This window comes from Stenotrophomonas sp. SORGH_AS_0321, from assembly GCF_031453215.1.
Taxonomy (GTDB): Bacteria; Pseudomonadota; Gammaproteobacteria; order Xanthomonadales; family Xanthomonadaceae; genus Stenotrophomonas; species Stenotrophomonas chelatiphaga.
Genome location: NZ_JAVIZG010000001.1, coordinates 3,648,218 through 3,671,079 on the forward strand (window position 1 = coordinate 3,648,218; position 22,862 = coordinate 3,671,079).

The following is a 22,862-nucleotide window of genomic DNA, read 5'->3' on the forward strand; positions in this document are numbered from 1 at the left end:
GTGATGACCGTCACGGCACTGGGTTGGTCAGACGCATAAGGCGCCCCCATGAACTCAGCGAGTATTGAGCGATTTCTGAAAGCCATCTGGGGCGACACTGGCCACCTTGATCGCCTGTTATCAGGATGCCGATGAATATGGACACTGCGCGGATGGATGCGCGGACGCAGGTCTTTTCGATCGGACTTCTTAACTGGAAGTCCATGTCTTCCATTGCAGTGCTCTGCATTCTGCTCGGCGCCTCTTTCATGGCAGCCTCTCCAACGGGCGGAATTGTCTTCGCCGGCGCTGTGTCGGCCGGCCTGCTCGGGCTGCTGGGATCGACGGTGGCCCGCGCCCGAGTAGTACTGACTGATTCAACGATCCGGATTGGCGTGCTGCCCTACCGCGTGACGCTTCCCTATTCCGAACTGCTTTCAGACCAAGCTCACCAGGTGGCGGATGGGGATGCGGTCCGGCTGAAATGGCGGAAAAATGGAATAGGCCTGCCCGGGTTGTGCGTTGGCCACTTCACCACACGCTACGGGAGACCGGTTTTCGCTGCAGTAAGTGGTAGCAGGAACCGTGTCCTGATCCCGACCCGCCGCGACTTCGACCTTCTGGTTACCGTCGAAGACGCAGCCAAGCTGATCGCCGAAGTGCGTCGGCGACAGCATGGCTGTGCGCGGGTCGGCGGTCGATAGGAAATCCAGCTGACTGAATTCCGCTCCTTCGCTCACCCCATGCGCTGCAAGGCGCCCTGTGTTTCCTGCTGCGTCCTTTCGGTCTCTGCCTGCTGCTGGTGCTGCGCCACGGCGCGCTGTTCGGCGAGCTCGCTGGCCACGGCGAACTGCTGCATCGAATCAGCTACTGCGGTCATGGCGGCCTGCTCTGTCGGCATGCTGGCGCGCAGGTGCGCCGGGTCATTCGGCTCGCCCTGGACTACATACAGCATATGGCCGGCGGGGTTACGCTCGGTCGCGTTGCTCAGCAGCACGTGGTCCACCCGCGAAAGATCATTGTCCTTGGCCAGCACCAGCAGACTGGCGCTCATGCGTTCACTTACCTCGTCGAAGCTGCGGCCATGCTTCTCGTCCAGAGTGGCCACGCCCTGACGAACCTGCTGGTAAAGCGCGAAGTCGGGATGATCCCGCTGCGTGGGGTCCTGAGATTGAGGCGGCGCCGCGTGATGCTCCAGCGGTGGCTCGTAGGCGATGGGCTCCTGCGCAACCGCCACCTGACCAGGGACCACCGGGGGGCGGTGACTGTCCACCACGCCGGCGTCCGCGGCTTGAGCAACCTCTTCCTTTGGCGCCGAAGCAACGTGCAAGGTCTCGTCAGATGGCCGCACGCGTTCCGGCCCCTGCCCTTCCTGCACGGCGGCCACCGGCACGCGGTTAGTAGCGTCCGGCGGCGCCACTGCGGGGGCCGGCGCGGTATCCCGGGCGGCCGCCACGGGCGTCTCCGCAGACTGCGTTGCCCGCTGCTGCTCAAGCTCAGCTTGATCCGCCCGCGCCGACGTATCGGGAACCGCTGCGGGCGCGTCCACAGCTTGCGTAGACGCGCGCCCCCTGGCCGCCTCCTCCTGCCGCTGGGCAGGCAGCTCATCCTGGCGCTGACGCTCCGCCCGTTCTGCTTCCGCTGAAGATGGCGCGGCCCGCTGAAGCTCTGCAGGCCGCTCCGCCTCCCTCCGCACTGCCGCAGGCTCCACCGACGGCACTGACACCGCAGCTGCACAGGCCGCCGCCATCTCCGCAGCCTGCGTCGAGGCCATGGAAGGCTGCTGCACCGGCGGCACCGCCGTGCGGCCCATCTCGCGATCGCGCTGCACGTCCGCTTCCACCGCAGGCGTGCGCACCGAGTCTGGCTGCGTACCATTGGCCATCAGCGCCGCCACGGACGCCGCCTGTTGTGCATCGGTCGTCGCAGCACCCTGGCGGTTCGCTTCATGAAGCGCCTGGCGATGCGCGTCCTGCTCCTTCGGCGACAGTGCTTCAATGCGCAGCTCTGGCGTGTCCGGTACGGGTGCCTGTTGCTCCGGGCGCACGCTCACCGTGCCCAGCGTGGGAACCGCTCCGTCCGCCCGCTCAGGTGCGATGGATGCCTGCTGCCGGCTGGCCTGCACCCGGGCAATATCTTCAATTGTTGTGGTCGCGGTAAGCACCATCCGATTGCCGCCGGCATCGCTGAAGGCGGCAATCGCGCTGCCCGCACCCGGCGCGCGCGTACGCGGATCCGGCATCAGTTCCAGCACCACGTCGGGCGGCCGGCCGCTGCTTGCGAGGCTCTGCTCCACGGCAGCCGATATGGCGGCCAACTCGGACTCACTGCGTTCAATGCCGTGCTTCTGATACAGCGCCGCCACCTGCCCGCGGATGCCTTCCGGTGCCAGCTCCAGGTTGGACCGGATCCCGTTGGCCATCGCGGTCATTTCCGCGACACCGGCGTTCTGGCTACGCCAAGTGACGTCCAGCTGCTCGGCCAGGTTGCCATTGGCCGTGCTGTCGAAGACCAGGCCTTCGCTGATCCACCTGCCGTCCGCTTGGCGCGTGTAGTCATTGCCATCGCTGGCCCTGAGCGTATTGGCGTTGTCCCGCGCCTGTTGCACCGCCTGTGGAATGGACGGGTTGTCCGGTCCGCCGAAGTCGCTCCAGCGCTCCTGCGCGTGCGCCACCATGTAACGCGCGGCCATCGCAGCGGGAGTATTGGCAGCGTTCTGGGCGATCACCGTCCGCGATTGCTCATCCAGCGCAAGTGCCCGCTCGGGCGAGACCGCCTCATGCCGTGTCACGGGTACGCGGCCATCCAGCGTCTCCCTGATCTCAAGCTGCCATTCGCGAGACTGCGGGTCGCGGACGAACTCCCGGCCACTCTCGAACGGGGCGCGCGGCGGCTGGTCCACGCCGCTGGCACTGAGCCGGTACGGGTCCTGTGGCGTCGGCGGGTTGGCCAGCCCCAGCTCGTATGAGGCGCGTGCGGCCTGCCAGTTCAACTGGCGTTCCAGCGTGCCCGATGCCACGTAGGCGGCGCGGAAGGTCACGTCCTGCCCCTGCGCGTCCTGCACCGGCCGCACCTCGACCCCGCTGCCAGTATCACTGCTCTGCACCTGTTGCTGGTGCGCGCCACGCAGCCAGCGGCCCTCGGCGTCGGCCGGATCACGCGTCCACGTGCGGCCCATCGGATCGACCTGGGTGTAGATGCGTTCGATATCCTTCTGGTCGGCCCAGCGCTCGCCCAGGTAGGCGCCGACCGCGCCGCCGCCGATGCCCGTGGCCAGCGCACCCGGCCCTGTCCACGAGCCCGTGGCGAGCCCGACGCCGGCGCCTGCAACGAAGCCGCCCAGCGCACCGCCCACGTTGCGGCCCATGAAGTGCGCAGCGGTGGAATCGGCGCCTGCCGCATTGCCCTGCGCGTTCAACTCCACCCACTTGTGGCCGGACGTGGCGAAGTCGTGTGCCAGCAGCGCGACACCCGCCACGCCTGCGACCTTCATTCCCGGGCTGACGCGTGCAGCGTGCGCGGCATCGCCGCCCATCTCAGCTACCGCGGCGGCGCCCGGTGGACCACGCGGCGCGCCGGGCTGCCCGGGTGCGTGGGGCGTCAATTCCGGCACATCGGCATACAGGCGTGGGCCTGACCCAAACTGCGGCCGCGCAGCGACCCACTCCGCGCGCACGCGCGTCATGTCGGCCAGGTTCAAGGCATGGAACTCATCCACGGGCCGGCTGAAGAGCGTCTTGTCGACTGCATCCCAGCCTTGGATCGGTGTGAGGTGCCGACGTACCTGGGCCACGTCGACGGCGTGGCCGCTATTGATGGTGGCCTGCTGGGCGATGGTCCTTTCGAGTGCCTGGTATTCCGCAGCAGATGCGCTGACGAAGGCACGCGGATCAGGGCCGAACGCGCTGACCGGGTAGCCGTTGATGCGAACGTCCGGGTGCTCGAGCGCGGTAGCAAGTTCGAAATTGCTGAAGCCGCGATTGGGTGGTGCATTTTCGACGAAGGCGAGCAGTGGCTTGCCGGTGGCGATGGCGTTCTTGAAGTATTCGGCGCTGCCTGCGTTCCACATGATGTCTTGGAGGGCGGCGGCGTGGGTCCCCAGGGGCTCTACATCCAACGCCGTCATGAATTCCGCGAGCTTGCGTTCCATCACCTTGAAATCAGGGTGTCGCGATGGCGAGTCGTCAATATCCTGTATTAATTTACCCCAATGCGTGTCACCAATGATCCCGGCAGTTCCACCGACATCACTCTTGTAATCCAAAGCATTCCGGTAATTCGAAACATTCGAACCATCTCTGCCGGAGAAGGCGACATAGTCGACTCCCCGGGGAAGCTCAGGAGGATGGCTCCGCAATTTTTCTTCCAGATAATCTGCGTAGCTCGACGTAGCATCTGGCCCGGACCCCGGCGATTGGAGGTAGTCAACAACCACCTTCAATTTCTGTTCCGAAATGAGGCTGCGGTCAGCTTTATTCTTTGCGGCACTTAGCGTCGTCTTGGCAAAGTCCGAAAATTCAAATTTGGCCATCTCTGGATCCTCAGAAAATGTGCGCCGGCACAAAAACCTCTGCCAGGATGACCTCACCCTCGTTTGGCACGCCTGAGATTTGGATATCAGATAACCCTTCGCCGATCAGGGATTTAGAGCTTGCTAAAGCCACATACCGCAGGTCTACCGTATTGGTCGTCTGCCCCGCGAATGCAGCCACAAGCCCGCGTGCGATACTCTGCAGAAAAGTGAAGTCCGGCTCGATGCTTCCGAAGAGGGGCTTCATTCGAAGAATGTCGCGCAATACCCAAGGCGGACTAAGGTTCACGGTGTACGTCCACACCGGGCGATTCGACGTGCCGTCTACTCGCTGATCGCCAAACATACCAAGCCCGCCCACTGGCTCTCCGTTGCGTCTGAACGTGTACTGATACTCGATGGACCCGCCCGGCTCTGGCGGATCAGAAGCAAGCACTCGTGGAAGGAGAATAGAAATTCCGCTCCCCTCATCGAAAGCGGAACGTTCTCTAGGGATAAAATTGACCGCCATGCCTGTTCCTCAAATTATCTTCTGCGAAGTGCACCCAACCATGCGCTATCTTACCCTCTCGCGAACGGCGCCTTCGTCCCACGTGAGGGCACGGAAACTCGCGAGCGCCTCTGGCGAGCTGGTTGCTACGTAGCGCAAGCCTTCCCTGTTTCAAAGCTGATCCGCATACCTGTATCACCTGGCAAAGCGCGCCGGGATAGAGACCTCAGCGAGGACTACGGCACCATTGGCCAAAACGGGATTCTCGCCTGCAATCAGTACCCTGCAGCTCGCCAGCGCCTCTGATGTAGTGGTGACGACATAGCATGAGTTCTCTTTGTTGTTTGTCTGCCCCGCGTACGCGAGCACTAGCCCTCGAGAGAACTGCTGGAGGTACAAATAGTCGCCGTCCGAATTATCAATCCTCCTCTTTATTGCCAGCAGATCTTCGATCAGCCAATCATGGCCAAGGTCGAAAAAGAAGACATGCTCACGCCAACCACCTGACTCTATGATTTCATCAGGACCTGAAAATCCCAGCTCGCCTATGCGCTCGCCATTTTGATAGAGCCCGAACTGGTACTCAGTTCCTTGCGTACCATCCGGCAGCTCAGCAGGCAGAATCCGAGGTTCAGGGATGCTTATCCCACTGGCACGGTCATAAGAAGAGCCTTCACGCGCTTGAAAATGAAGTGCCATGTCTCGTTCTCCACCTCAACCCGCATGCTTGGGAACGAGAGCCTCTGCAAGGATGACTATTCCGTCATCCAGAACTTGAGTCTCGCCAGAGATGAAAACGCCCGCTGCAGAGTGGGCTTCGAACGTCGTAGCAGCAATGTAACGAAGGGCATCCACGTTGTCCGTACGGCCGGCATAAGCTGATACCAAGCCTTGAGCCAGCTTGCAAAGGAACTCGAAATCCTCACCATCCGCATGAAAAACGGCCTTGAACTCGAGCATGGCCCTGAGAAGCTTCTCTCTACCAAGATGGAACGTGAAGATCCACTCCCGCTGCCCGTCCTTTTCGACAACCACGTCGGACCCCAGGAAGCCCAGGCCATCGAGCCGCTTACCATCTCTCAGGAAAGCGTACTGATACTCCGTGCCTTCTCTCCCGTCCGCCAAGATCGCCGGGAGTATCCGCGGACGATTGATTGAGATCCCACTCACGAGATCGAATGAAGAATCAGGTCGAGCTTGAAAATCGGGGGTCATTTCGGACTTCCATCAGCATTGTCGAGAATGTGCGCACGCGTCCGCCGCCCTGAGCTAGCCGGCCAGCGGCCGGGACTGTCGTCGGATGCGCCTCCGTTCAGCGCAACTGGGCTTCGAGCTTTTGATAGAGCCCGAACTCGTACTCAGTTCCTTGCGGGAAGCGTCAGCAGGGTAGCCAGCTCAAACCTGGGGACTCAGTGCCTACGGGGAGTTCAGCAGGCGAGGATTGCATCGCCTTGGAAAAACAGACCTCGATGCTGGTGACAGCGTCTGGCCCCGAACCGGAAGACCTCAAGTAAGCGGCCACGTCACTCTTCTGTTGCAGCAACAGGGGACTGCCATCCGCGGAGTTCCTTGCGCGGCTTAAAGTCGCGAATACATAATCACCGAAGGCCGGACTGCTCATGGCGCTTATTCCTCAGGCGCGTGTGCTGGAATGGACGCTTCCGCAAGAATCAACACGCCATCAGCGGCTATCGCCTTTTGATCATAAATAAGGATGCCTGCGTTTGCCAGCGCTTCCGCAGTCGTCGTGGCGGCGTACTTCATGCCTTCGTCGTTATCTGTTCGGCCGGCGTAAGCGAGCACCAATCCCCAAGCAAATTCACACAGGAAGACGTAGTCATCCTCAGCTGCATCGACAAACAGCTTTTTGAATCCGACGACGGTTCTGATCAGGCGCTCATGCCCCAGATCAATGGTGTATGCCCATTCGCGATTCACACCTTCCCCAAGCATCGTCTCAGAGCCATAACAACTTAGCCCATCAAGAGACGCTCCATCCCGAATGAGAGAGTATTGGTATTCCGTACCCGGACGACCGTCTTCGAGGTCCGCAGGAAGTACGCGTGGCCGAGGTATTGATATCCTGCTGATTGGATCATATGAAGAGTTTGAAAGCGCCTGAAAGAAGATGGGCATGCCGGCTTCCTTTTTCCATTATTGTTAGCGAGCACCTTGAGGCAATTTCAAACTTCTTACGTTCACCAAGACACTTCACCCGCGAGTACTGTCATTGCCTCCATCAGTCAGGAGAGGCGGCCGCAATGGCGCTGACAGGATAGCCAATGATCACGCCCTGCGGATATTCCAGCAGCGTCACCAGCTCAAGCCTGTTGAAGCTGCCATCACGCGACGCGTTCTCAACCAATGCCAGCAGTGATCCCCCGGCAGCCACGGCGTTGGTGATGTACTCCACACACCCGGCGTTCCACATCATGTCATGGAGCGCACCGGCGTACTTTTCATGCAAGGGCGCGACCCCCTGCTCTTCCATGAAGGCTTCAAAAGCCTGCACCATCAGCAGAAGATCAGGATGCTGGTCTGCATTGATACCTCAACGCAGCTTGTAAAGCACCGCCGCGCCCGGCCGGGCTTCAAATGCCGGCACGGTCTGCTGGGTCAACGCGTTGCCCTTGGCATCCCATGCCAGCGTCTCGACCGGGTAGTCGTCCTTACGCGTCATTTCATCGATCTTGCTGACGATCACTGCCGCTGCGTCAGCGGCTTCCGGGTTCCAGGCGAACACGCCCACGCGGCCATAGAACACGGCCGGAGCGGAAGCATCCAGGCGGCGGTCCGGGCACATCACCAGGCCGCGGTCGACCATGACGCGCAGTGCGCCAACCGGCACCTTCTTCACTGTCGGCGTGGTGCGCTCGGCGCTGTGGCCGGGGCAGACGTTGGCGGCACGGGTGACCATGTTTGCGGCCACCTCGCGGTCCGCCTGGGCGAACGACAATGCGGGGCTGAGGCATAGGGCGAGCAGGGCAAGAGGGGACGTCCGGGTCATGGCAGGTTCCTTGGGAAGATCTGAACAAATCTGCACCAAATCCGATGGTAGTGCCGGCCGCTGGCTGGCAAGCTTGAGGTCCATCAGACACACGTTGAAGGCCCCCCCATGCAACTGACATTCGGTGATGCCGAAGGCCTGGGCCAGCGCAAGAAGACACGCCGCGAGCTGTTCCTCAACGAGATGGATCAGGTGGTCCCCTGGAAGCGACTGCTGGCGCTGATCGAGCCGCACTACCCGCTGACAGGCCGCCGCGGCCGTCAGCCCTACGCGCTGACGACCATGCTGCGCATCCACTTCCTGCAGCAGTGGTACGCGCTGAGCGACCCGTCGATGGAGGAAGCACTGTACGACACAGCGGTGATGCGCCGATTTGCTGGCATCAACAGCCTGGACCGCATCCCCGATGAGACCACGATCCTCAACTTCCGTCGGTTGCTGGAGACCCACGGGCTGGGCGGCAAGATGCTGGAGGCGGTCAACGCACACCTGCAGCGCCAAGGCCTGAGTCTGCGTGCGGGCACGATCGTGGATGCCACGATCATTCATGCACCGAGCTCCACCAAGGGAAGATCTGAACAAATCTGCACCAAATCCGATGGTAGTGCCGGCCGCTGGCTGGCAAGCTTGAGGTCCATCAGACACACGTTGAAGGCCCCCCCATGCAACTGACATTCGGTGATGCCGAAGGCCTGGGCCAGCGCAAGAAGACACGCCGCGAGCTGTTCCTCAACGAGATGGATCAGGTGGTCCCCTGGAAGCGACTGCTGGCGCTGATCGAGCCGCACTACCCGCTGACAGGCCGCCGCGGCCGTCAGCCCTACGCGCTGACGACCATGCTGCGCATCCACTTCCTGCAGCAGTGGTACGCGCTGAGCGACCCGTCGATGGAGGAAGCACTGTACGACACAGCGGTGATGCGCCGATTTGCTGGCATCAACAGCCTGGACCGCATCCCCGATGAGACCACGATCCTCAACTTCCGTCGGTTGCTGGAGACCCACGGGCTGGGCGGCAAGATGCTGGAGGCGGTCAACGCACACCTGCAGCGCCAAGGCCTGAGTCTGCGTGCGGGCACGATCGTGGATGCCACGATCATTCATGCACCGAGCTCCACCAAGAACGCTGACAAGGCGCGTGATCCGCAGATGCACCAGACCAGGAAGGGCAATCAGTGGTACTTCGGCATGAAGGCGCACATCGGCGTGGATGAGTTTTCCGGCCTTGTACACCATGTGGCATGCACCGCTGCGAATGTGGGCGATGTCACGGTCACGCACGAACTTCTGCACGGCAAGGAGGACTGCGTGCTGGGAGATAGTGGCTATACCGGAGCGGATTGTCGGCCAGAGCTTCAGGACTCCAAGGCGACGTTCTTCATCGCCAGGAAACGAGGCAAGGTGAAGGCGATCAAGAACGCGCGCGAGCGTCGGCAGTACGAGCGCTGGGAGAGCTGCAAAGCCAGCATGCGAGCGAAGGTGGAGCACCCCTTCCGGGTCATCAAGCGCCAGTTTGGCTACACCAAGGTGCGCTATCGGGGTCTGGCCAAGAACAGCGCACAGGTGCTGACGCTGTTTGCATTGTCCAATCTGTGGATGACCCGTCGGCAATTTCTGCCGGCCCAGGGATAAATCCGCCTGGAGGTGCCCAACGGCACCTTCAAAACCCCGTTTTCAACAAAATTCGCTGCTCAGGCAAGGCGCGAACGTCGCTCACCTCATGAATCCAGCGGTGCGGGTGATCTATTCAGATCATCCCAAGAACGCTGACAAGGCGCGTGATCCGCAGATGCACCAGACCAGGAAGGGCAATCAGTGGTACTTCGGCATGAAGGCGCACATCGGCGTGGATGAGTTTTCCGGCCTTGTACACCATGTGGCATGCACCGCTGCGAATGTGGGCGATGTCACGGTCACGCACGAACTTCTGCACGGCAAGGAGGACTGCGTGCTGGGAGATAGTGGCTATACCGGAGCGGATTGTCGGCCAGAGCTTCAGGACTCCAAGGCGACGTTCTTCATCGCCAGGAAACGAGGCAAGGTGAAGGCGATCAAGAACGCGCGCGAGCGTCGGCAGTACGAGCGCTGGGAGAGCTGCAAAGCCAGCATGCGAGCGAAGGTGGAGCACCCCTTCCGGGTCATCAAGCGCCAGTTTGGCTACACCAAGGTGCGCTATCGGGGTCTGGCCAAGAACAGCGCACAGGTGCTGACGCTGTTTGCATTGTCCAATCTGTGGATGACCCGTCGGCAATTTCTGCCGGCCCAGGGATAAATCCGCCTGGAGGTGCCCAACGGCACCTTCAAAACCCCGTTTTCAACAAAATTCGCTGCTCAGGCAAGGCGCGAACGTCGCTCACCTCATGAATCCAGCGGTGCGGGTGATCTATTCAGATCATCCCTTGGGTGGCTATGAGGCGAACTTAGCAACGGCGGGGGGGCGAGTTGCAAAAATGATGTGAGGCCGGGTGTCGCGACGGGCCGCGTTCACTGTCACTCCAGGCCCTCGCAGGGAGGGGCGTGGCGCCCGTGTAGGTGACGGGCTTGCCACACACCTGCATGACTTATGGCGGGTCGATGCCGTGTCACTTTTGCAGATTCGCCCATGTACGCAAGGGCCTATGGCTGATGGTATGGACGCGCTGGCGACGAAGAGCGTCAGCCGGGATTGGCATCCTGTTGCTACTTGGACTATTTGCTCTGTTTTGCCCTCTGGGCACGGCGGAGAATGCACTGCATCGCTTACCGATCCTACGGTGGGCGGTGCGTGGGGATCCCTGATCCGCCGGTTTTTGGTTCAGTAGCCCGGTATGCCAACCCGCATCGCCCGCCACCTCGCGCCTTGGCGCAGGTGGCCTCCAGCCTTGTGAGGTACGCCGATGGATTCGCACTACCCTCTTAGCGCAAAACGTCTGTATGCCCTGATGGGCGATCGGATGATCGACTTCCCTCCCTACTTCATCGAACGCCTTGAGCGGAGGCTCGAAGCGTTTGAAACCTCACGCACCAACGAACATCGCGTGATGCACCTGCGCGTGGTGCCAGAACCCGCAGCGGATGCACCTAAAGAGGGCAGCGGTTGCCACCGGGAGCCCCAGCGCACCGTGGATGTCGCCGTGCCGATCCGCACCCTGCAGGCGCTGGCCTCGATCTTCGAAGTGCTGCACTCGGTGCATGTCGGCCGGCAGCAGGGCCAGCCCGATAATGGCTTCGGCGAATACCTCGTCGAAGGGCTGATCATCACCGGACGGGAACTGGTGCGGTCATCGGCCGATGCCATGTGGAGCCGCTCTTGAGCGGGTCGGACGGCGGCTTCGCCAATGCGCGCGTCAGCAACCTGCGTGCAGCCGAGATGGCCGAGTACCTGGATGCCCGCTTGAACATGGCCAACTACGATGAAACCACGTTCGCGCGCTCATTGCTGCTGGTGTCCGAACTGCATGGCATGAGCCACATCGCGCGCGAATGCGGGCACAGCAGCGAGGTCATGCGCCGGCAGTTGAGCGGCAACCGGCCGCTGTACCTGGACAGCGTGCTGGGCGCGATGCGGGCGCTGGGTATCCGGTTGCGGATAGAGGTGGGTTGAGTGTCTGCTACGGGGCAGGTGCAGCCGGCGTGGCTGGCTGCGCTTGACGCCACGATGGTGCGCTAATTCGCCAGCGGACGGTGGGTGCCCACCTTGGAACCGAGCCCTCGTGGCTCCCCAAGGACGTTGATGCGATCATCCATTCACTCCTCTCAGCCAAAGATCCATGCCTACCTACTTCCAACCCCGATGCCTGCGCGAACCCGCTGATGATCGAAGTAGCCGGATTCATGTAGTGAGAGTCCAAGGTCCCCTACCGGACGGCAGTGACCCGGCGCAGTACGAGTTCCTTCTCTACCGCGGAGAAGACAGGTTCGGCGCCATGGGGTTGAGCGGCGGCTCAAACTGACTTGTGCGGGAGAAGGACATTGGCCGAGCTGTTTATCCCCGGACGCCCCGATGGACCTCGGCCAGACACGGCTGGGCGTTGATCGTTTAATCAGATATCAAGTGCGTCCACGAAGGATATGCCACTGACTCCTGCGTTCTTCGAGATGCCAGCGGCTTGGACAGCATTTCGGAAGCTCCTGTCGCAGAACGCGGACGGATTGAAGGGCGTCAAGAACACATGCGCACCCGCCAGCATGTCGCGCTTGAACACCAGCCTCGCACCACCTCCCAGGGAGTAGAACTTCCCCCGGACGTAGTCATCATCAACCTTGATCCTGAGCTGGGATGCGTCTTCGTCGAGTGCGTCCACTTCGCGCACGACATCGCACATGAAACGTGGCGGTCCGGCTGATCCGTCAGCCAGGCGAACTTCACATTCAACAAAAGCGAACGCTTCAGGATCCACGGCTGACATCGCCCGCTGAAGTCGCTCGGACACCAGCCAGTAGCCGCTGAAGCCACCTTCCAAGTCTCGCGGCGCAGGGCACGCAGATGGATCAAACACCACACGCGGTACTTCACTGAGCGGCGGAAATCCCCCCGCGTCTGGCCGCAGGATCAGCCGTGGGGATGTCAGTAGTTGCTGGATGTTCTCAAGGTACGCACCACGAAAGCGTCTATTGCTCTCTGATTCTGGGCCAAACATGAAGAACTCGCTGTCAGCCGGCGGGGCCGTTGCTTCTCGCTTCATCCGGTCGACCTCCTCTAGTAGCGCCTGAACCATGCTGCAGCCTGGACGTTGTGACTTCAAATGTCCGCCGCATCGGTAAACCACACCTCATGCGTTTGTGTTGCTGTCCCCATGCCTGTACCCATGATGGCATCGCGCAGACGGCGATCAACCGTCGCGGGTTGTGTCCGGTTGCAGCAGGAAGAACTCCCCGCGTCGCGGCTGATTCCGTTTCATTATCGATTGTCTATCGGGGCCGGGGGGCCGGGGGCTGGGAGAAAGAGCTCCGGCGCAACTCGCGATTGCCATCGCGGGAATATCTTCTAAGAGTCGTGACGTCAGGATTCAACCCACGCATCGTTCTGTTGTCGTATCGCATCGGCACTATCATCATCGACTCCTTCCTGGACCGTCTAGCTGCTGGCCTCACGATCACTGTAGCAGGCGTCCTGGTAGCAGCCACGCATGTCTATTTCCTTTGCTTGCTTCGATCAGACTGACCGGCTGCGCTTGAGCACCTCGCGGACAGCGTCCTCGATGCGTTTCCAGTCCTGAAGAAAGGCGCGCTTGTAGTCCATGCTGATAGAGAGCTTGCTTTCCACATCGACGAAGTAGTGGATGCACCGGTCTGGGGGGTCCGACCCAGCTGGGTTCCCTTGGTGTTGGGCGGATGGCGGCCTGGCGCAGGCACCCACGCTCAGCGCGACGGCGAGAGCACATCCCAGCAAGCGGCAGGAAGACAGCAGGCGCATTCGTGGCCTATCCATTGCGGGATGGTGTATGACTATAAGCATTCCTCGTAGGACGTAGGTGACACCGCAGGGTCAGAGCTCGGGAGTGGGACAAGGGTGCACACCGGGCCGGCACGCGGTAATGTCGGACAAGAGACAGAGGCAGGCCAACGCAATGTCGCACCATTGCCGATGCGTCTGCTGCCGAGCAACCCCACCGGGTCTGCACCGCAAGTGATTCCAAGGAGTAACTTCGTGCTGGATATGTCAAACCGTCGTAGCAAACTGAGCCTTGTCCTGCTGCTTTTCGGACTGCTTTTCCTGGTGCTTGCCATCGCCTACCACGTGAGTTTCATTGGCTTCGCCCTGATTCTGTTGGGCGCATCCGGCCTGCGTGATACGCGCTGGCAGGTGGGCATCATCTTCGCGTGCCTTGGCATGGCAACCGCGTGGGGCGGGTACCACGTGGGCAAGCAGCGGGCGATGGTCGACTCGTCTGGTTCAGCGGGTCAGACTTTTTCGCTTTCCGGCGGCGCCTCGCAATGGATCTGAAGTCCGCGCCGTCTAGGCGTTGGGCCCTACGACCCTGCAGATGACCCAGGAGGGATTGGTCCAATGAGTTTACTGGCACCGGGTCGATGCCTTGCTTTGGCATTGGCTGTAGCCCTCTACACGACGGCGTGCGTCCAAGGACCATCATCTGACAGGACGGAAGTGGAAGCTGTCCTGACTGAAAATCCGGCCGAGAGCCGCACCATGGATGGGTACACCTACACAACCAAGCCTGTTGAAGCCAAGATCGGACCCCACCGGTTTGCGTTCCCCGCCAACTACTACGATGACCAGATCGGCCCTGCTATCGGCGGTGGGGTCGGGTTGACGTTGATGTGGCCCGAGCTTGATGCTGCGCCTCCTGGGACGCGGTCGACACGCTCAATGTCCGACCATCACCGTGCGATCAGTATGTCCATTGATCACGTAGGCGCAGTGCCCATCGGCAATTTGCTGCAACGGATAACCAGTACGGAATCCAAGACCGAAGATGGCTCAGTCGAGCGGCAAGACCCACGTAATCGATTGGACAGGCGAAAGCCTGCGCCTGAGCAGTTCGGGCTTACCCCGTACGTAATCGATGAAGACCGGATGGCGGCCTATTCCAAGGACTACTTGAACCAGCGAGGCAGGCCACCAGTCCGCAATCCCAGATACGAGGATGACTGGTACATCGCCCGCTCCAGCGGCGACACACTGTCGACTTTCATCAAGTGTGACCAGCCCCAGAACGGTCGCCAAGGATTGCATATCAAGGGCGCAGCGCTGGTATCCGATGGAGCAGACAGGGTTGCCAGTTGTTCCCACTATTTTGTGGACCAAGCTGACAGCCTATCGGTGACCCTTTTCTACCCCAGCGTCCTGCTGAAGGACTGGAGATCCATCGAAGGTGCAGCGCGGACAGTGTTGGCCAGGTACCGAATCCGCTGATTCAGGCAGCCCATGATGTGCTTGGCAGCGATACCGATCACGAAGCCAAGAAGTTCTGAAGTTATCAAGCGCTGATGTGAGCTGCCCGCGAGCAAGATTTGCGAAGGGTGACCGCTTACCGAATCGTTGACGGAGCGCGCCCTACAATCCGTCCGATGACCCAGAAAGGATTGGTCCCATGAGTGTCCTGTCACCCAGTCGATGCCTTGCTTTGGCACTGGCCGCAGCTCTCAACACGACGGCGTGCGCTAAGGGACCATCATCTGACAATGCTGAAAAGGAAGCTGCCATGACTGAGAATTCGGCCGAGAGCCGTACCCTTGATGGGTACACCTACACCACCAAGCCAGTTGTGGCGGAGTTCGGACCACACCGGCTCGCGTTCCCAGCCAACTACTACGATGACCAGATCGGTCCTGCCATCGGCGGTGGCGTTGGACTTACCCTCATGTGGCCAGGCCTGCAGGCGGCGCCGCCGGGAACACGCCCTACCCGCTCGATGGCCGATCACTATCGTGCGATCGGAGTGCTGATCGACTACGTGGATGCGGTTCCAATCACAGGACTACTGGAGCGCATTGCGAGCACCGAGGCGATAACGCCCGAAGGTTCTGTCACCCGCAGAGATCCCACACGGCGACTGGATTTGCGTATTCCGCAGCCACCTCAGTTTGGAATCACTCCCTATGCCGTTGATGAAAAGAAGATGGCCACCTACTCCCAGGAGTATCTGAAGGAGTTCGGCGAGCTACCGATCCGCAACCCCCAGTCAGAGAAGGATTGGTATGTGGAACGGTCCAGCGACGGTAAGGTCAAGACCTTGATCAGGTGCAGTCAGCCGGACGATGGGCTGGATGGGCTGGTAGTCGAAGGCGATCTGCTGGTCCCTGATGGAGCCCGGATCATTGCGGATTGCACGCACGACATTGTCGATCTCAACGACAGCATTTCCATGACGATCCGCTACCCACGTGTGCTGCTCAAGGACTGGAAGGCCATCGAGGATGCCGTGCGGACCATGATGGCGCGCTACAGGATTCGCTGACTCTAGTAGAAGGCCAGGGAACTGATCATGAGCGGCTTGAATGAAGACGACATTGCCATCCTGCGTCGATACGCGGACAGTGGAAACCGTGAGCTCTACTGGAATTATCTGGCACAGAAGGAAGGTGGAGACGGCTATGGCTTGCTAGCCTTAGGCGTCGTCCGTAACGACAACCTGCCTGGCCAGGTAGCCAACGCCTACGCCCAGTCACAAGCCAGCACACAGCACGAGCGGGATCCCCGCCTGGACAATCGGGTGCTGAGTGAGCGCGAGTGGGACAGCTTTGGACAGACGCTGTTGGTGCGCGACGTTGAACTGCGCGAACGCTGGATGTCCCGCGGGAGGCCAGAGCTGGCACTGAATCTGCCCGGGCGCGACGTACAGGTGGCGCACGACGACGCATTCCGTCAACACGGTTTGGATCCGAACTGCTGGACACCTCGAATCCTGCTCGACGCCACTCGGAGAAAGCACGGCGAAGATGCGGCGGAAACAGTCTGAAAAGACATGCTGAGTAACGAGGCGCTAGGCACGCGTCGCGCGCTGGACACTACTGGCAACGCCTTCGCCGCCATGCCGTGGGCCCAAGCCAGCATGTATGTCGCGAAGCTCGGCGCGTATGAGCTGGCGATGGCCAAGGAAGCAATGCCAACCAATGATCCGAACGTCATCGGGATGCAGAGCTCTCACCATGTCTACAGTCAGCGGGAAGGAGCGTGGTACATCCAGGTTGAAGGCGCGATCCCTATCCGCGAGCGCAACGCCGCAGTGATCGACCGGCTGAGCGAAACGCGCGAACTCCGGCTTGAGCAGCAGGAGCGCGCCACCCAGTTCCATCCCGGCGACAATTACAGGACGCTGATCGACTCACCCAAGGTAGTTTCCAGCGATCTGCGGGGACCCGGTGGCGAGACTGATACGCGGCTGGTGATGGGGCCGGGGCATGCTGATTATCCGCTCTATCAGCAGGTACGCGGCCATGTCACCGCGCTGGATGCCAGGCTGGGGCGAGAGTTTGATGAAACGAGCGAACGGCTTACGTTGAGCCTTGTGGCGCTGGCTAAGGGTAATGGGCTTGAGCGGGCTGACCATGTGGTGCTGAGCGACGCGACCGGCGTGAGTGCTGCTGGGCAGCGCGTGTTTGTTGTGCAGGGGGAGCTGAATGATCCCGCGCATCTGCGGGCTTCCATGGCGACTGACGTCGCTGTGCAGGCGCCAGGTGAGGAGTCACTGCAGCAGTTGACTGCTGTCGGGCGGGAGCAGCAAATGCAGCTTGCGGCGCAGAGCCAGCAGGTGGAGCAGGATGCGGTTGCGAGGGATAGCCAAGCTATGAGGATGGGGTGAGGCGTCCGCCCGCTCGCGCCATTGCATAAGCAGCGTGCCTGGCCAGCCCGGCCGCACTCGGCCGCTGTTCGGCAACTTCAGGAAGACGCAATTTCCGTCCTTCGAAGGCCTCATAATCTGCGCCTCGCAGAGGCAACGCGAATTTTACGCGGAAGTCTTCGTCGATCCAGAGGTAGCCAAGGTCGAACAACGTATGCAGGTCAGAACGGAGAAGCAGACCGTTGTCAGCACGATTGGTGTGCTCTCCTTTATAGGGCGATATGTGAGCAGCCTCAAGGACATGTTCGGTGGTGCAACCTGAGATGGCGCACCTTCCCTGATAGGCAGCGAGTAGCTCCTTCCGAAAGGCACCTTGCCCCTTTCGCATGGCCACAGCTTTCATAATCCAGAGACGCGCATCATCCTCATCGGTGAGCGGCGAAGGATGCCGCTCGATCTCCGCGGCTCCCTGCGCCTCGGCCGCACCAAGCACATCCTTGCTCAAAGCCACTGCGTACCAGCTCTTGTCCTCTCCCTGCCTCAGATCGTAGTGGCCATGTATAGCCGGATCGAAACTCTGGTACCGAATAGGACTTCCCTCCAATCTGACTAAGCGGTCCCGTGGATGCCTGGGTACGGCATCGCTCCGCCAGTCTCGCCGAGCTCGGTCGTAGTGGACTCGGCTGGGTGAATTGACGGTCAGGTGTGCGAGATTCTCCCTCAAATCACTTTGCGTTTCTTCTGGATAGCGAGAAGACAGCCAGGTCCCTACTTCGGCGATGGTGGGTGTGCCGAGATCATCAACTGCGTCGGCCACATGCCAATACTTCACACTCCTCCGGTTGACGGAGGTGCCGCGGCTTTTAGCAGCATTCAGTCGCTCTCGTCTTGCCGCAAAAGCTTGCGGCTCATGCGAAGGTCTCCACTCGTAGAGCTCCGCAAGCTGGCCCTTGGGCGATTTCTGGAAGTCCAATTGCTCGAATAGACATGTTACGGGCTTCTCCCCCTCCATCAGGGGAACGCCAAGCCGTCCGCAGTACACAAAGGGCTGTCGGTCACGGATGCGGGCGAAGAGATGCGGGACAAGCTCTCCGGCGCCAATCTTTTGGATCACAGGACTCTGTTGTCGCTGACTGCGCTGGCTTTCCCAGTAGAAGATGTCTCCTTCGAACTCATCGAGGTAGTCATCCTCACTACTCTTCTGCAGAGTGACGAACAGCAGCACCGCGTTTTGCAGTTCGAGCACCCCCGTTCCCCACTGACTGGTTCTGATGCTTTCTGGAACCGGCAGCCCGCCCAACCTTGCCATCTCTTGGCGCGTGTACTCGGCTCCTACCTCAAAGCCACTGAGTTCAATTTCTGCGTCGAGCTTTGCCATTGCCATCCCTAGCTTCCGATTGAGGAAGTCTATTGCAAAAATGCTCGAATGCGCTAAGGCGAGGCGCTTTTGTCCTGCGGATGCAGCACGTGGGATGTCGCGAGGCGAGACTTAGCGTCAGCTGGAGCGTGCCATGCCCTCCGCTCCAGTGAACCCTCGGTAAGACTTCACCGGGGCCTGCAAAGCTTCTTGTAGCTCGCGCCGTTCCGCATTACCGAAAACGCGCGAATGCCGACACCCCGGCCAGTCTTGTGCTGGAACGTTTGACGCCTGGGCTCCACCGTTAGCGGTACTGAAAAGTGGAGGCAGGCACTATCGTTGGAACGTCGAAACATCCGACTCTAGCTTCGTCGGTCAAAAGGTCATCAGGCACTAACGCCTCTTCTTCCGACGCGAGGTTGAGTCTGAGCGCCTTACGTCAGACTGCCCCGAAGCATAGAGCCTGACGTAGGAGTCTAAGAGGCGCTCCAAAGCCAATTCGCCTGCATCGAATTTCTCCGGATTGCGGAGCTTGGAGAGAATAGTAACAAACTGGCTCGCCGGAAATTTTATTATAAGAGCGTCTTTCCCATAGAACTCGCGAAATGCGTCGAGCTCTGCACCCCGCCTGAGTCCCGACTCGGGGTCGCGGCAAATAATAATTGCTAATCGGCCGTACTCCTTTCCGAGGTATCCGTAGGCTTGCCTGAACTCTTCTACGCCGATTCTCTCGAAGTTTTTAACCTCAAATATGACTTGACGCGTACCGTAATCTTGTAGGACCCGCTTCCACACGCCCCCCCCCTGATTCGTAGCGACGATATCCCTGCGCTGGCTAGCGTTGGCATTAGGCCGCAACTGCACATTCGTCAATTCACGCGCAAAGCATATCTCCACTGCGCGCTTGCACCATTCCTCGAACTGCTGCGCGCCGGAAGAACCATCAGGTATAGTGTTAAGCTCTGATATCAGCTGTCCAAGCAATCTACGCCGCTGCTCTCCGCTATGGGATTCTATTGTGATCTCGTATTCATCAAATATCTCTTCGGCGCCATCCTGATCAATCTCGAAGCCTTGGATGTTTAGAGCAGACCAGTAGCAGGGATGGATCATAAGAATATCTGACTCACCAAATTGCTTGATGGGTCGTTTACCATCATGAGAGAAGACGAAGCTACCGTGCTGTCTATCAAACATGCCAACAAATCCTATACCGTATAGCGCCTTTATAGCCTCATCCGGACTGTTGAGGATTTCAAAATGCTGGACCTCTGCCAAATTAAGTCCAGCCGCACCCATTGCCCCACTAACTATATTGGCAGCCTCGCGCCAGCTTAGTTTCGCTTCGCATCCGGAGAATGCTGAGGTTAGAGTCTTCACACCAGGCAACACAGTTTCATATTCCTTCCCCAGATCGCTGTATCTCGTACTGGAGATTTGCTTGGCTGAAGCCTCAAAGTCGGCTTCGATCAGGGTGTTTCGCTGCTGCCTTTGTGCCTGGTAAAACGCGGCGTTTAGCAGAGCTATAACGTCCCTTGGCCGATATAGAGTGAGACGAAGACATTTCTTAAAACCTTCACGACCGTGGAGTTCGTTAGAAGTTATCGAGTTCCAAACCTTTATATCACTCTCTTTAGCGACGCCGAAAACGAAACGAACTCTTTTAGCAACAAGATAAAACAGCTCCTGAGGGTCCCAGTGAAGCCTTAGCACCTGTGATTCCAGATTGCGAGTAAAGTCTCTATCTTCCGCCTCGATCGCCCTCAGCATGTTGTCGCGTATAAATACTGCAACTTTCACTTTATCAAGCAGCGACGATCGCACTTCATCGGTGCCATAGAGAATTCCATCAATCAGACCCGTTCCCACAGCGTCTGGCTCATAGCCCTCATCCAGCCGATCGATTAATATTATGAAGGTCCTCTCAATCGTATTAAGCGCACCCATAACGGACGCACCGACCTTAGTAATGTCGAGGAACGCTGACAGCTCAGCTATCCGCTCCTCCTCCGATTCGAAGGCCTTGGAAAACATTTTGAGTTGCCCCCGAAGCCGGGTGATACAGTCGCCGCCCAGAGATTTCCACGTGACGATTCGATCCATGAGTAGTCGATCACCCTCGATGGAGCGCTTCGCCTTGTAGTCATTGCTCAAGCTAAGGGCGATCTCCATAAGCAATGCGTACTTCCAGGCAATTTTAACTCCGACCCGAATTCGAGATACCGTGTCACCAAACATTCTAGCCAATGGGCGTAGTCCGATAAGCTGCTCTTCCGTTGGCGCGACCTCGATTATTGGAAACTTTCTGCTACCCCAAATTTTACCTAACTGATAGACAAGAGCACTCTTACCAGTACCGCGGCGCCCCACCACGATAAATCTGTCCGAACTTTCAAATAGCGTTTTGTAGTCCTGCCACTCAAAGAAGGCACCATCCAAGGCTAGATGATCGTTCTCAGCCCTAAGGAAGATCTGAACAAATCTGCACCAAATCCGATGGTAGTGCCGGCCGCTGGCTGGCAAGCTTGAGGTCCATCAGACACACGTTGAAGGCCCCCCCATGCAACTGACATTCGGTGATGCCGAAGGCCTGGGCCAGCGCAAGAAGACACGCCGCGAGCTGTTCCTCAACGAGATGGATCAGGTGGTCCCCTGGAAGCGACTGCTGGCGCTGATCGAGCCGCACTACCCGCTGACAGGCCGCCGCGGCCGTCAGCCCTACGCGCTGACGACCATGCTGCGCATCCACTTCCTGCAGCAGTGGTACGCGCTGAGCGACCCGTCGATGGAGGAAGCACTGTACGACACAGCGGTGATGCGCCGATTTGCTGGCATCAACAGCCTGGACCGCATCCCCGATGAGACCACGATCCTCAACTTCCGTCGGTTGCTGGAGACCCACGGGCTGGGCGGCAAGATGCTGGAGGCGGTCAACGCACACCTGCAGCGCCAAGGCCTGAGTCTGCGTGCGGGCACGATCGTGGATGCCACGATCATTCATGCACCGAGCTCCACCAAGAACGCTGACAAGGCGCGTGATCCGCAGATGCACCAGACCAGGAAGGGCAATCAGTGGTACTTCGGCATGAAGGCGCACATCGGCGTGGATGAGTTTTCCGGCCTTGTACACCATGTGGCATGCACCGCTGCGAATGTGGGCGATGTCACGGTCACGCACGAACTTCTGCACGGCAAGGAGGACTGCGTGCTGGGAGATAGTGGCTATACCGGAGCGGATTGTCGGCCAGAGCTTCAGGACTCCAAGGCGACGTTCTTCATCGCCAGGAAACGAGGCAAGGTGAAGGCGATCAAGAACGCGCGCGAGCGTCGGCAGTACGAGCGCTGGGAGAGCTGCAAAGCCAGCATGCGAGCGAAGGTGGAGCACCCCTTCCGGGTCATCAAGCGCCAGTTTGGCTACACCAAGGTGCGCTATCGGGGTCTGGCCAAGAACAGCGCACAGGTGCTGACGCTGTTTGCATTGTCCAATCTGTGGATGACCCGTCGGCAATTTCTGCCGGCCCAGGGATAAATCCGCCTGGAGGTGCCCAACGGCACCTTCAAAACCCCGTTTTCAACAAAATTCGCTGCTCAGGCAAGGCGCGAACGTCGCTCACCTCATGAATCCAGCGGTGCGGGTGATCTATTCAGATCATCCCTAACGTCGCCGAAAGCATTTGGTTTAGCCAAGTTCCGCTGCTGCATCACTGATCATCCGTAGGATTAATATTTTAGTAATGAACTTGTGTCGCGGCGCCACTTTTGAGGAAGTTGAAACAGCGCTTGCAGGTAAGACGTCACCCCTTAGAGCGGCGCGAGTACGCGTCAAACATGCGCACAAGCCGATATATCGCAATTACCGATGCGAGTATTGAAGTTAGTGAGTAGCAGAACAGAATAAAGCAGATAAGCCAGAAGAGCTTTTGGATACAAGGAAGAAGGTCTGCCATAGGGAAACTGGCCGGCACCACTATTCGACTTGCGAAATCAGCTACCAGCGAAAGAAGCAAAGCCAACACCTGCAGGACTACAAAATGCATAAAGGTAGTCGTCAGCGATACAAACGCCGATGCTTTACCGACCTCAACACCAGAAAGAAACAGTCTAAAAGCCTCTGATCCGAAGCTGAGGAAAATAGCGTACCCCGCCAAACTAAAACCGAGGAGGTTCGGCAGAATGCTCTGCGGAAGTTCCCACCAACCTGGTTTCGTCCACACTTCGAAACCAGCGAGTACCATCGCGAGGGCTCCGTAGAAGTATATGGATTTGAAGAGCGCC

The 22,862-nt window shown here is 59.5% G+C and carries 23 protein-coding genes and 1 pseudogene; 12 read left to right on the forward strand and 12 right to left on the reverse strand.

All coding sequences use genetic code 11. The annotated features are described in order from the left end of the window. Positions 1-131 precede the first annotated feature (131 nt). Entirely contained in the window at positions 132-683 is a 552-nt protein-coding gene (locus QE373_RS16405) for a hypothetical protein (protein ID WP_309688557.1), read from the forward strand. 32 nt (positions 684-715) lie between these two features. Here the strand turns inward: QE373_RS16405 and QE373_RS16410 are convergent, their stop codons facing one another. From QE373_RS16410 to QE373_RS16440, 7 genes are all read right to left on the reverse strand, one after another. Next, entirely contained in the window at positions 716-4,510 is a 3,795-nt protein-coding gene (locus QE373_RS16410; protein ID WP_309688559.1) for an XVIPCD domain-containing protein, read from the reverse strand. Positions 4,511-4,520: 10 nt separating this feature from the next. Further along, entirely contained in the window at positions 4,521-5,021 is a 501-nt protein-coding gene (locus tag QE373_RS16415) for a hypothetical protein (RefSeq protein ID WP_309688561.1), read from the reverse strand. A 174-nt stretch (positions 5,022-5,195) separates the two neighbouring features. After that, positions 5,196-5,699, reverse strand: coding sequence for a hypothetical protein (locus QE373_RS16420; protein ID WP_309688564.1), 504 nt, complete (start codon positions 5,697-5,699; stop codon positions 5,196-5,198). Positions 5,700-5,714: 15 nt separating this feature from the next. Next, the gene (locus QE373_RS16425) at positions 5,715-6,215 is read right to left on the reverse strand and encodes a hypothetical protein (protein ID WP_309688566.1); all 501 of its coding nucleotides are present in this window, start codon (positions 6,213-6,215) and stop codon (positions 5,715-5,717) included. A 411-nt stretch (positions 6,216-6,626) separates the two neighbouring features. Next, on the reverse strand, positions 6,627-7,136 hold the full coding sequence (locus tag QE373_RS16430; protein WP_309688570.1) for a hypothetical protein: 510 nt from the start codon (positions 7,134-7,136) through the stop codon (positions 6,627-6,629). 103 nt (positions 7,137-7,239) lie between these two features. Next, the gene (locus QE373_RS16435) at positions 7,240-7,515 is read right to left on the reverse strand and encodes a hypothetical protein (RefSeq protein WP_309688572.1); all 276 of its coding nucleotides are present in this window, start codon (positions 7,513-7,515) and stop codon (positions 7,240-7,242) included. Between the two features lie 36 nt (positions 7,516-7,551). Further along, positions 7,552-7,983: a hypothetical protein gene (locus QE373_RS16440; protein ID WP_309689881.1), complete on the reverse strand. Its 432-nt coding sequence runs from the start codon at positions 7,981-7,983 to the stop codon at positions 7,552-7,554. Positions 7,984-8,115: 132 nt separating this feature from the next. Here QE373_RS16440 and QE373_RS16445 point away from each other — a divergent pair, with 132 nt between their 5' ends. The 5 genes and pseudogenes from QE373_RS16445 to QE373_RS16465 all read left to right on the forward strand — a co-directional run bounded on the left by QE373_RS16445 (position 8,116) and on the right by QE373_RS16465 (position 11,589). After that, positions 8,116-8,679, forward strand: coding sequence for an IS5 family transposase (locus QE373_RS16445; RefSeq protein ID WP_345784382.1), 564 nt, complete (start codon positions 8,116-8,118; stop codon positions 8,677-8,679). Then, positions 8,670-9,638, forward strand: coding sequence for an IS5 family transposase (locus tag QE373_RS16450; RefSeq protein ID WP_309688575.1), 969 nt, complete (start codon positions 8,670-8,672; stop codon positions 9,636-9,638). Before QE373_RS16445 ends, QE373_RS16450 begins: the two co-directional genes overlap by 10 nt. A 127-nt stretch (positions 9,639-9,765) precedes the next feature. After that, positions 9,766-10,278 (forward strand): annotated as a pseudogene (locus QE373_RS16455) (IS5 family transposase); the annotation flags it as partial. A 604-nt stretch (positions 10,279-10,882) separates the two neighbouring features. After that, a complete protein-coding gene (locus QE373_RS16460; RefSeq protein WP_309688577.1) occupies positions 10,883-11,299 on the forward strand; it encodes a hypothetical protein in 417 nt (138 codons plus the stop codon). Next, on the forward strand, positions 11,296-11,589 hold the full coding sequence (locus QE373_RS16465) for a hypothetical protein (protein ID WP_309688579.1): 294 nt from the start codon (positions 11,296-11,298) through the stop codon (positions 11,587-11,589). Before QE373_RS16460 ends, QE373_RS16465 begins: the two co-directional genes overlap by 4 nt. 439 nt (positions 11,590-12,028) lie before the next feature. Here QE373_RS16465 and QE373_RS16470 read toward each other — a convergent pair whose 3' ends face one another. Together QE373_RS16470 and QE373_RS16475 are read right to left on the reverse strand one after the other, a co-directional pair. Continuing rightward, entirely contained in the window at positions 12,029-12,625 is a 597-nt protein-coding gene (locus QE373_RS16470) for a DUF1629 domain-containing protein (protein ID WP_309689884.1), read from the reverse strand. A 515-nt stretch (positions 12,626-13,140) separates the two neighbouring features. Continuing rightward, on the reverse strand, positions 13,141-13,401 hold the full coding sequence (locus QE373_RS16475; RefSeq protein ID WP_309689924.1) for a hypothetical protein: 261 nt from the start codon (positions 13,399-13,401) through the stop codon (positions 13,141-13,143). A gap of 171 nt (positions 13,402-13,572) precedes the next feature. On the opposite strand from QE373_RS16475, the gene QE373_RS16480 reads away from it, so the two are divergent. From QE373_RS16480 to QE373_RS16500, 5 genes are all read left to right on the forward strand, one after another. Beyond that, positions 13,573-13,932: a hypothetical protein gene (locus tag QE373_RS16480; protein ID WP_309688581.1), complete on the forward strand. Its 360-nt coding sequence runs from the start codon at positions 13,573-13,575 to the stop codon at positions 13,930-13,932. Positions 13,933-14,094: 162 nt separating this feature from the next. Beyond that, positions 14,095-14,862: a hypothetical protein gene (locus tag QE373_RS16485; protein ID WP_309688583.1), complete on the forward strand. Its 768-nt coding sequence runs from the start codon at positions 14,095-14,097 to the stop codon at positions 14,860-14,862. Between the two features lie 289 nt (positions 14,863-15,151). Next, the gene (locus QE373_RS16490; protein WP_309688586.1) at positions 15,152-15,907 is read left to right on the forward strand and encodes a hypothetical protein; all 756 of its coding nucleotides are present in this window, start codon (positions 15,152-15,154) and stop codon (positions 15,905-15,907) included. 27 nt (positions 15,908-15,934) lie between these two features. Beyond that, positions 15,935-16,408, forward strand: a complete 474-nt coding sequence (locus tag QE373_RS16495; RefSeq protein ID WP_309688589.1) for a hypothetical protein — start codon at positions 15,935-15,937, stop codon at positions 16,406-16,408. 6 nt (positions 16,409-16,414) lie between these two features. Next, entirely contained in the window at positions 16,415-17,251 is an 837-nt protein-coding gene (locus tag QE373_RS16500) for an XVIPCD domain-containing protein (protein WP_309688591.1), read from the forward strand. Here the strand turns inward: QE373_RS16500 and QE373_RS16505 are convergent. Together QE373_RS16505 and QE373_RS16510 are read right to left on the reverse strand one after the other, a co-directional pair. Continuing rightward, the gene (locus QE373_RS16505; RefSeq protein ID WP_309688594.1) at positions 17,235-18,608 is read right to left on the reverse strand and encodes a DUF3427 domain-containing protein; all 1,374 of its coding nucleotides are present in this window, start codon (positions 18,606-18,608) and stop codon (positions 17,235-17,237) included. The genes QE373_RS16500 and QE373_RS16505 overlap by 17 nt on opposite strands. Positions 18,609-18,980: 372 nt before the next feature. Beyond that, positions 18,981-21,026: an ATP-binding protein gene (locus QE373_RS16510; RefSeq protein ID WP_309688596.1), complete on the reverse strand. Its 2,046-nt coding sequence runs from the start codon at positions 21,024-21,026 to the stop codon at positions 18,981-18,983. 121 nt (positions 21,027-21,147) lie between these two features. Between QE373_RS16510 and QE373_RS16515 the strand changes: the two genes are divergently transcribed. Continuing rightward, positions 21,148-22,116 carry an IS5 family transposase gene (locus tag QE373_RS16515; RefSeq protein ID WP_309688575.1) on the forward strand — a complete coding sequence of 323 codons (969 nt, stop codon included), beginning with the start codon at positions 21,148-21,150 and terminating at the stop codon, positions 22,114-22,116. 265 nt (positions 22,117-22,381) lie between these two features. Here the strand turns inward: QE373_RS16515 and QE373_RS16520 are convergent, their stop codons facing one another. Next, on the reverse strand, positions 22,382-22,822 hold the full coding sequence (locus QE373_RS16520; RefSeq protein WP_309688598.1) for a hypothetical protein: 441 nt from the start codon (positions 22,820-22,822) through the stop codon (positions 22,382-22,384). Positions 22,823-22,862: the final 40 nt, after the last annotated feature.